At 47.1% G+C, this 6692-nt stretch carries 10 protein-coding genes and 1 pseudogene; all 11 read right to left on the bottom strand.

Translation table 11 applies throughout. The features are described from left to right. Positions 1–343: pseudogene (locus ACRC32_RS25875) on the bottom strand (hypothetical protein); the annotation flags it as partial. Next, positions 343–771 carry a phage virion morphogenesis protein gene (locus tag ACRC32_RS25870; protein WP_438556668.1) on the bottom strand — a complete coding sequence of 143 codons (429 nt, stop codon included), beginning with the start codon at positions 769–771 and terminating at the stop codon, positions 343–345. The gene ACRC32_RS25870 and the pseudogene ACRC32_RS25875, both read right to left, overlap by 1 nt. Further along, the gene (locus ACRC32_RS25865; protein ID WP_438556667.1) at positions 768–1187 is read right to left on the bottom strand and encodes a hypothetical protein; all 420 of its coding nucleotides are present in this window, start codon (positions 1185–1187) and stop codon (positions 768–770) included. Before ACRC32_RS25865 ends, ACRC32_RS25870 begins: the two co-directional genes overlap by 4 nt. Continuing rightward, on the bottom strand, positions 1187–1546 hold the full coding sequence (locus ACRC32_RS25860; RefSeq protein ID WP_438556666.1) for a hypothetical protein: 360 nt from the start codon (positions 1544–1546) through the stop codon (positions 1187–1189). Before ACRC32_RS25860 ends, ACRC32_RS25865 begins: the two co-directional genes overlap by 1 nt. 20 nt (positions 1547–1566) lie before the next feature. Continuing rightward, positions 1567–2496 carry a major capsid family protein gene (locus tag ACRC32_RS25855; RefSeq protein ID WP_438556665.1) on the bottom strand — a complete coding sequence of 310 codons (930 nt, stop codon included), beginning with the start codon at positions 2494–2496 and terminating at the stop codon, positions 1567–1569. After that, entirely contained in the window at positions 2496–3056 is a 561-nt protein-coding gene (locus ACRC32_RS25850; protein ID WP_438556664.1) for a structural cement protein Gp24, read from the bottom strand. The genes ACRC32_RS25855 and ACRC32_RS25850 overlap by 1 nt, the downstream gene beginning before the upstream one ends. Further along, positions 3056–4153, bottom strand: a complete 1098-nt coding sequence (locus tag ACRC32_RS25845) for a DUF2213 domain-containing protein (protein ID WP_438556663.1) — start codon at positions 4151–4153, stop codon at positions 3056–3058. The genes ACRC32_RS25850 and ACRC32_RS25845 overlap by 1 nt, the downstream gene beginning before the upstream one ends. Further along, complete coding sequence (locus tag ACRC32_RS25840) at positions 4140–4835, bottom strand: hypothetical protein (RefSeq protein WP_438556662.1); 696 nt, start codon at positions 4833–4835, stop codon at positions 4140–4142. The genes ACRC32_RS25845 and ACRC32_RS25840 overlap by 14 nt, the downstream gene beginning before the upstream one ends. 86 nt (positions 4836–4921) lie before the next feature. Next, the gene (locus ACRC32_RS25835) at positions 4922–5080 is read right to left on the bottom strand and encodes a hypothetical protein (RefSeq protein WP_438556661.1); all 159 of its coding nucleotides are present in this window, start codon (positions 5078–5080) and stop codon (positions 4922–4924) included. Next, a complete protein-coding gene (locus tag ACRC32_RS25830; protein WP_438556660.1) occupies positions 5080–5883 on the bottom strand; it encodes a hypothetical protein in 804 nt (267 codons plus the stop codon). Before ACRC32_RS25830 ends, ACRC32_RS25835 begins: the two co-directional genes overlap by 1 nt. A 104-nt stretch (positions 5884–5987) precedes the next feature. After that, positions 5988–6692: hypothetical protein (locus ACRC32_RS25825; RefSeq protein WP_438556659.1), on the bottom strand; the 705-nt coding region annotated here is incomplete at its 5' end.

Raw genomic sequence — 6692 nt, 5'->3', positions numbered from 1 at the left:
TGTTCGTCGCCTTCAACAATCCTGCTTCTCGCAGGCTCTTGCCTTTCCTTTGAGCCTCAATTGCCGATACCAATACAGATCTACGAGATTTATACGAAAGCTTATTGATATCAATCCCTTCCTTTTTGGCAATCTCTTGCAAGTCGGAAACCTTTTTGTCCGCTAATCCTCCTCCCCCACTCTTTCTTCTCCCTCCCCCTCCTCCACTCCCTCCCCCTCTAGAAAAACGTCCGCGCGCATCTCTTGGCTGATTGGGATTGTAGTCGCTTCGGATTAATCTTAATCCCGTACAGGACTGAAAATAATCAAACTGTCCCGTCAGACTCCTTTTTACAAACTCCATCACCTTCTCCCTTTTATGTACGTGCGTACTAATCCTCCTAGCTCATTAAGTCGCACTGAAGTCAGCCCCAGTATTTTTCTTTGCGGCATTTTCTTTGTCCCCTCTTGGTGATAGGTGGCATAGGGAGTGGCGATCGCAAATATTAAATTCCTATTAGAAACCGCAACCCGAACAGATTTCCGCATTTTCCCAGTCCTAGTTAGGATTTTGTCCGGATATCCTAGCCTGCGTTTCTGAGTAAGGGTTGATGGAGCTAAGTTAGCCCAGCGATCGCCTTCGGGGTCTTTTTCTTGCTCAAATTGCTGCTCTGTTTCTTTTTTGAGGTAATTGGCAAATCCTTCCAAGGGAGGTGACAAATCCCGAACCTTGGACTTAAAGCTTTTGAGCATTGCTGCTGTTTTGTCTTGAGTTACCTCAATTTTGATCATGCCACGCTCCCCCTCTGGATGCGGTAATCCAACTCTAAGCGAACCGAACTACCGAGAATACCAACTAACAAAGGGGACAAGGATGATTGGGCGATCGCCTTTACAATTACTTTACATTTCCTTCCTTGAAAAACCCCGTCTCCCACATCACCCTGTTTTATTCCCAGTGGTAAGGCAAACTTCTCGTAGTCACCGTTTACTGCTACTAGCTTAGCTTCGTAGGGTTCAACTGCTTTATCCGACTCTTCTAGTTGCTGAACACTTCCCCCACTCGGTTTGAGCTTAAAGGTGAGGGCGATCGCCTCCCCAGTCCCAGTCTTATTCCCCCTTGAATCAACTGTCGAAATTGAGGATGCCACTACAAAAGTAAAGGTTCCATGTTGCCAAAGTTCAGAGTTTGCGAAGGGAGTGGGCATTACAACTCCTTCTCATACTCAACTATTAAAGGAATCGCTTCCTTCCATCCAGTAGTCGGTTTGGCAATGCCGTACCCCAAGGCAATATCAGCGATCGCCTTGTACCCCTGAGATTCATACAATTGCTCCAATTCAGAAAGTCTGCCAAAAGCAGTTTCAGGCTCATCCCTGAAGGCGATCGCCCCTACATCCAAATACCACTGAATTCCAGGGAATGACCTCAATCTTGCTAACTGAGTGTCGCTCAAGTCATTCAATCCGTCTCGCAACTCAATTCGCCACTCTTCGGTATCCTTGCCACTGAGGTAGTGGGTTTCTCCAGTTAATCCAGTTTTGGCGATCGCAAACTCTACTATCATTGTTTTAGTCCTACACAGGATTAAGGCTTGACCATGATATCGATATATCGACAATCTTGGGGATAATCGAAGATTGCAGGGGTTACGCAACTGAACAGGGTATAGATTTTGCGCAATCCATCAACTCGCAGGTACTGCTCTGGTACCATTTCCGCAACCTTCTGTTCAATGTGCCGATGAACGATGTCAGGCGACTTGGGATAAATCATAATTCGGTCTTTCCCGGTACTTGGTCGGGTGATACCAGCCGCGTCAATCTGTGCGGCACTCAGTTCCTGAATTTTCCAAGTCACAAGCTCTGGATACAGATCATCAACCTGTTGACGCAAGCTCATTGACCCCAGTCCGTTCATTAGAGTCATCCACTTCTTGTAGATGTTCAGAGGTAGTAGGATTTCAGTCGGTTCCTCTGACACGAAATTATCTGTCTGACTCTCCAATAATCCCACGAGAAAATCTAGGGTTGCTTGGTAATCAGCCGTATAAGGATTGAAACTACTGTTATCCAAGGGAACCAAAGGATTGGTCAAGAAACCCGGAAAACTGGGGAGGGTTGAAATACCTAGTGCGGTAAAGCGATTAATGCGCTGAGCGATCGCCTTTCTAGCCGCACCTACTAACCTCTGATACCTGTTGATATCCCCGTTTGCCCTTGCTCGACTCCAAGCTCGCTCCTGTTGGAAGCTTACGGGGAAACCAGAGGCAACCATAAATACCGGATACCGATCCTCCTCTGTCCCGATCTCAACAACTGGGATGTTGGTAGCAGCGTCATTCGTAATGTCCGCATCTCCGAGTTCGGTTATCCGGTCATAAAGCAGTTCCCTGATTCCCGGTTGCAAATCAGTCATCGTGGGGACTAACTCCCCGTTCTCAAAGTACAGGGTGGGATACCGCACCTCTAGTGTGCGTTCCAATACCTGCGTCAGCATATTATACATTGTGGTCATTAGACACTCCTCAGATCGATAATGCCGACTTTCATTTGCCCTGCGACTGGTGCTGTCACCTTAGTCAAAAAGGAAGCGCCAGGAATGGCGATCGCTGTTGCAGTATCCGCGTCCTTTCTGAAACATCCCACAATTCCCGTTGTCCCACTTGCCGTGATCCTCATAAATACAGGATCGCCTCGGTCAACGGCAGAATCAATGAAAACCGCCACAACCCCATAGCGGACAATACTGATTTCCCTTCTCGCAGGGTATCCCAGTCTGCCATTCGCATCCTTGGTGTATCCGTCCCTGATTTCGTAGGTAGTCGAACGGTAAGTCACGCCCTCAAACTTGTCAGTTGCCGCGCTAGGCAGCTTGACCGTACCCGTTACACCAATCTTAGAGGGAATAGAGAGTGGCGCGTGTTCTGTAGTCGTCCCCCGTACTACCCCCAGCCCAAAGGGGAGGACTGCGTTGACTTCACTGACGTAAGCCCAAATCTTAGCGTTGTCTGTCGTGACAATCATACCAGGGAGGTATTGCTTGTCTATCAATAAACCGTCCGGATAAGCTGGCATTATTTATTCCTCCTGTGCGCATTTTCGTAAGCGATCGCGTATTTAGGCTTCTCTACAGAGTCGCTTCTTGTAGATTCTAGGAATTCATCCGTTTTACTTTTTAATCCTGTACGGGATTTAGATTCCTTTAAACCCTCCCAGATCCCTTCGATGTAACCCTCGGATTTTCCATCAAGGTTGAGATTGGGCTTGAGAAGGGCGATCGCCGACTTCCTGATCTCTTCCACCGAGAGAGCCGTATTCACCTTTAGCTCTGGAGTCAGAACTCTAGCTTCCTCCCATGCATCCAGTCTTGCCTGAATTTCTATCCCAATATCGTTGGCATCCAGTCTGCCAGATAACTGCTCATTCTCTTCCTCTAATTCTTCTATCCTTTCTTCTACCCCCTCTAGATCAGAAAGCAGGGTATCGCATCGGGACTGGAGTTTGGCGATCGCCTCCTCAACATCCTCTGGTACGTCCTTTAGGATGATCTGCTCTTTTTCGTCAAGCCTGACAATTATATCTTTCACTTTCTTTTTGACACCTCCTAAATCAAATAGCAAGTGACTTACGGCATCCTCAGAATCAAAACGGAGAACTAAATCCTGTCCGCCTCTCCCACCACCGGGCATCAATGGCGCGGCTACGTGATCATAGCTCCCTCTGAATTGCTCGTAAATCCCATCTTCCCTTTGCTTCAAATCCCGAAGCAAATATCCGCTACTCGCTTCCGGTGTCAAGCCCCTAGAAAGCAGTTTTGTTATCAATTCTACCCCACGGTGATCATCTATAACCACCTCGGCTATTAACTTTCCATCTTCTTTGGCAATATTGCTTAATACTGTGCCGACTTTTAACCCGTCTTGATTGAGTCTGTAAGTCTTTGATGGGGGGTGCTTTAGAAGAATGGGCAAACCCGGAAGCGATCGCACCGACTCATCATTGAACAATCCCTCCTCTGTCACAACTTCAGTCCGTTGCAGGACTGAACCCTTAGAGTCACGAGAATAGTACTTCAGTGGTACACCCACCTCCCCCAAAGTAATGTGCGTCCAGAATCTACCGTCGGCTTTTTGCTCCCAAGGGAGTTTTGAGTAGGCATCAAGTCTGTACATCTTTCAAAGTCCCAAAAATTAAAGAACATTTACAACGAGAGCGACAGGAGCAGGCAACGGTAGGCAAGATTATGTTGGCGATCGCCTCCCATCCCCTCCCAGCATAGCTTAGGCATTCCCCACAGTGTTGATGGACTTTCCCCAGCACCCTTCTTGCATGGGTGTATTTTTCCTTGGCTATATCAGTCTTGACTGACCAATAGCTAACTGTGCCAGACTCGGCATACATCCCCAGTCTTGCCGCTAATTGTCTATTGCTAACCGTTCCTGCAAGTAAGTCCTGTACTAGGTATTTTAGTCCGAAGCTTTCCCCCGTTAACTGGTCTTTCCCTGCGTAGTACTGAGCCTTGAGGTTTCGTCCTACCAATAGGAATCTTTCGGCTGTCACGTCCTCTTGTTTGCCCAATCCTCCAATCATTTGAGTGAGATGGATTTTCTTGAGGCGATCGCCTAATTGTTCTTGGAATTCCCTCAATCCCAATTTACCAGAACTGTACTCCGAACCAAGTAGTACAAGTGACCTCTTTTGTTCTTCTAAGTATTTCTTTGCCTGATACTGTACAGCAGCAAGTGAAGCATACTTCTTGGTGTCGCGGTACAACCATCTCTGAGCGCGAACATCATAGTAAATGTCCGGAAGTACGTCAACCCGATAATTCCAATTCGCAACAATTGCGGACATAGTTGTTTGTACGCGGCATTCTCTATTTTACTGCAAAAAAAAACGACGCAACCGTAGTCACGTCGTCCTGTTAATCCTGTACGGGATTAATTTTCTCGGAAATATTCTTTTGCAGCAGCTTCTAAGAAGTGAATAATTTGTGCCTGTTGGTTACGATGTTCCATCTTGGCGATCGCCTTAATCTTGGCTTTCAGTTGAGAATCAAGTCTCAAGGTGAAGGTGCAAATAACTTTTGGGTCTTCCATTAGTTTGCTCCTTTGAGTAGCTTGACGTTGTTGCGGTTGAAGCGAATTTGAGGAATTCGTCGAACTAATTTCTTGAAAGCTTTCCGATTTTCGGCTGCGTCCAGAAGGGCTGTAACTACAACAATTCGGTTGAGAACGAGTTGTAGCATCACGTCTTCTAAATGCTGGTGTTGGTAATGCAGTCGCTTACCGTCTTCTTGGGTTGGGTTGACCTCGTTGAGGCGCACCTGCACTTCCACTGGTAAGTACCCGTAGATATAGCAAGCAATAAAGCGGCTACAAGCACGCTGACCCTGCTTGAGTCCATAACACCGTTCCAAGGCTTCCCAGAAAGCTTTGTGATACTTCGGGCTGTACTTGGTAGGGGTTGCTGGTACTTGCCCCTCCAGGAGCTGTTGCAGAGAAACTTCATAGCTAGACTCAACCTTGTCATAGCCAGTGAGTTTGTGAGCGTAAGTCCGAATTCCGATACGGGCAAAAGCGCGGAAAACTAATCGAGCGGTTTCGGTATTGTACCGACCTGCTTCAAAGGCGTAGTACTCAATAATTGAGCCGACCGCTAAATCAGGTATTCCGTTGATTGCCCAATCTTTTAGCTTTCCACCCTCAAACCCCTGCTGCATAAGGAATTGAGCAAGTTTATTAGGCTCTAGCTTTCCACTCGAAAAAGCCTGAGAGAGCGCCATGTGAGAAACACCAGCCAACATCGCAGCGCTCCTCAACGAAAATATTGCTTTGCCTTCAGAGTTGACCCGTACCTCAGAAGCTATTTGAAATTCAATCGCAGTTAAGTTAAAATCCATATGTTCCTTAAATCTGGGACATTGAGCGGGTGAAGTGTCGTTAACTTTTCACCCGCTTGTTTTATGGTAATTCCCTGGGAAACCCCTCGACAACCAATTTAATATTACTTAACACTTTTATCTACATCCAACACCTCACTTGCCACTTGAATCCAATCTGAAGCAGAGATATTAGCGATCGCCTCCCACTCCTTATCCGTTAGCACGTCTTTCCCGTCTTGCCGTGTCACACCTTTGTCAGGTGACATGGACAAAACTATATCGGGACTAAAAGTTGAGCCTTCATACCCAGTCCGCACTTCTTCAGGCTTAACCACTCCCATATCTACCAAAGTCTTGGAGCGGGTAGCTGCTTTTTGTTCTAGCTCCATTTTCTCCAAGATTGTTAGCTGTAGATCATAGTTGGCGGTCAGTTGAAATTTGGGAATATCGGTACTGGGGGTATCTTCTGCCAAGAATGCCAGCTTAAGAAGCGATCGCAGACTAGGTTGCCATGTCTGCGTGAAGTTCTGCACCAGCAGCGCCCACTCTGCTCTCATTGCCAGTCCTTGATTATTGGATAATCCTTGGCTACCGATTTCCCCAAATAATTTGTACTTAGGGATTCCAGATACAGCAATCCATCTGGACTCCAAGGGTTGCACGATTTCACTGGCACCAGCATAGGAGCGGGTCACACTTCCTGGTTGTTCGTTTTCTAAGTCGTAGATTATCCCTCGGACTACCGACTTCCCCATATCCAAGGCAGTGGCTCTAGCTATCACAGCATCAGAACCAGCGGTGGAATTGGTTTGGCGATCGCTCAGCAT

Origin of the sequence: Chroococcidiopsis sp. (genome assembly GCF_051657925.1) — a bacterium.
Lineage (GTDB): Bacteria > Cyanobacteriota > Cyanobacteriia > Cyanobacteriales > Chroococcidiopsidaceae > Chroococcidiopsis.
Note: the sequence above shows the minus strand (reverse complement) of the source record. Positions and strands in the feature narration are given on the sequence as shown.

Excerpts from the sequence above, each read along its gene's own strand:
- ACRC32_RS25850 (WP_438556664.1), bottom strand. The coding sequence starts at position 3,056 with ATGCCAGCTTATCCGGACGGTTTATTGATAGACAAGCAATACCTCCCT.
- ACRC32_RS25860 (WP_438556666.1), bottom strand. The coding sequence starts at position 1,546 with ATGATAGTAGAGTTTGCGATCGCCAAAACTGGATTAACTGGAGAAACC.
- ACRC32_RS25830 (WP_438556660.1), bottom strand. The coding sequence starts at position 5,883 with ATGGATTTTAACTTAACTGCGATTGAATTTCAAATAGCTTCTGAGGTA.
- ACRC32_RS25835 (WP_438556661.1), bottom strand. The coding sequence starts at position 5,080 with ATGGAAGACCCAAAAGTTATTTGCACCTTCACCTTGAGACTTGATTCT.
- ACRC32_RS25865 (WP_438556667.1), bottom strand. The coding sequence starts at position 1,187 with ATGCCCACTCCCTTCGCAAACTCTGAACTTTGGCAACATGGAACCTTT.
- ACRC32_RS25845 (WP_438556663.1), bottom strand. The coding sequence starts at position 4,153 with ATGTACAGACTTGATGCCTACTCAAAACTCCCTTGGGAGCAAAAAGCC.
- ACRC32_RS25870 (WP_438556668.1), bottom strand. The coding sequence starts at position 771 with ATGATCAAAATTGAGGTAACTCAAGACAAAACAGCAGCAATGCTCAAA.
- ACRC32_RS25840 (WP_438556662.1), bottom strand. The coding sequence starts at position 4,835 with ATGTCCGCAATTGTTGCGAATTGGAATTATCGGGTTGACGTACTTCCG.
- ACRC32_RS25855 (WP_438556665.1), bottom strand. The coding sequence starts at position 2,496 with ATGACCACAATGTATAATATGCTGACGCAGGTATTGGAACGCACACTA.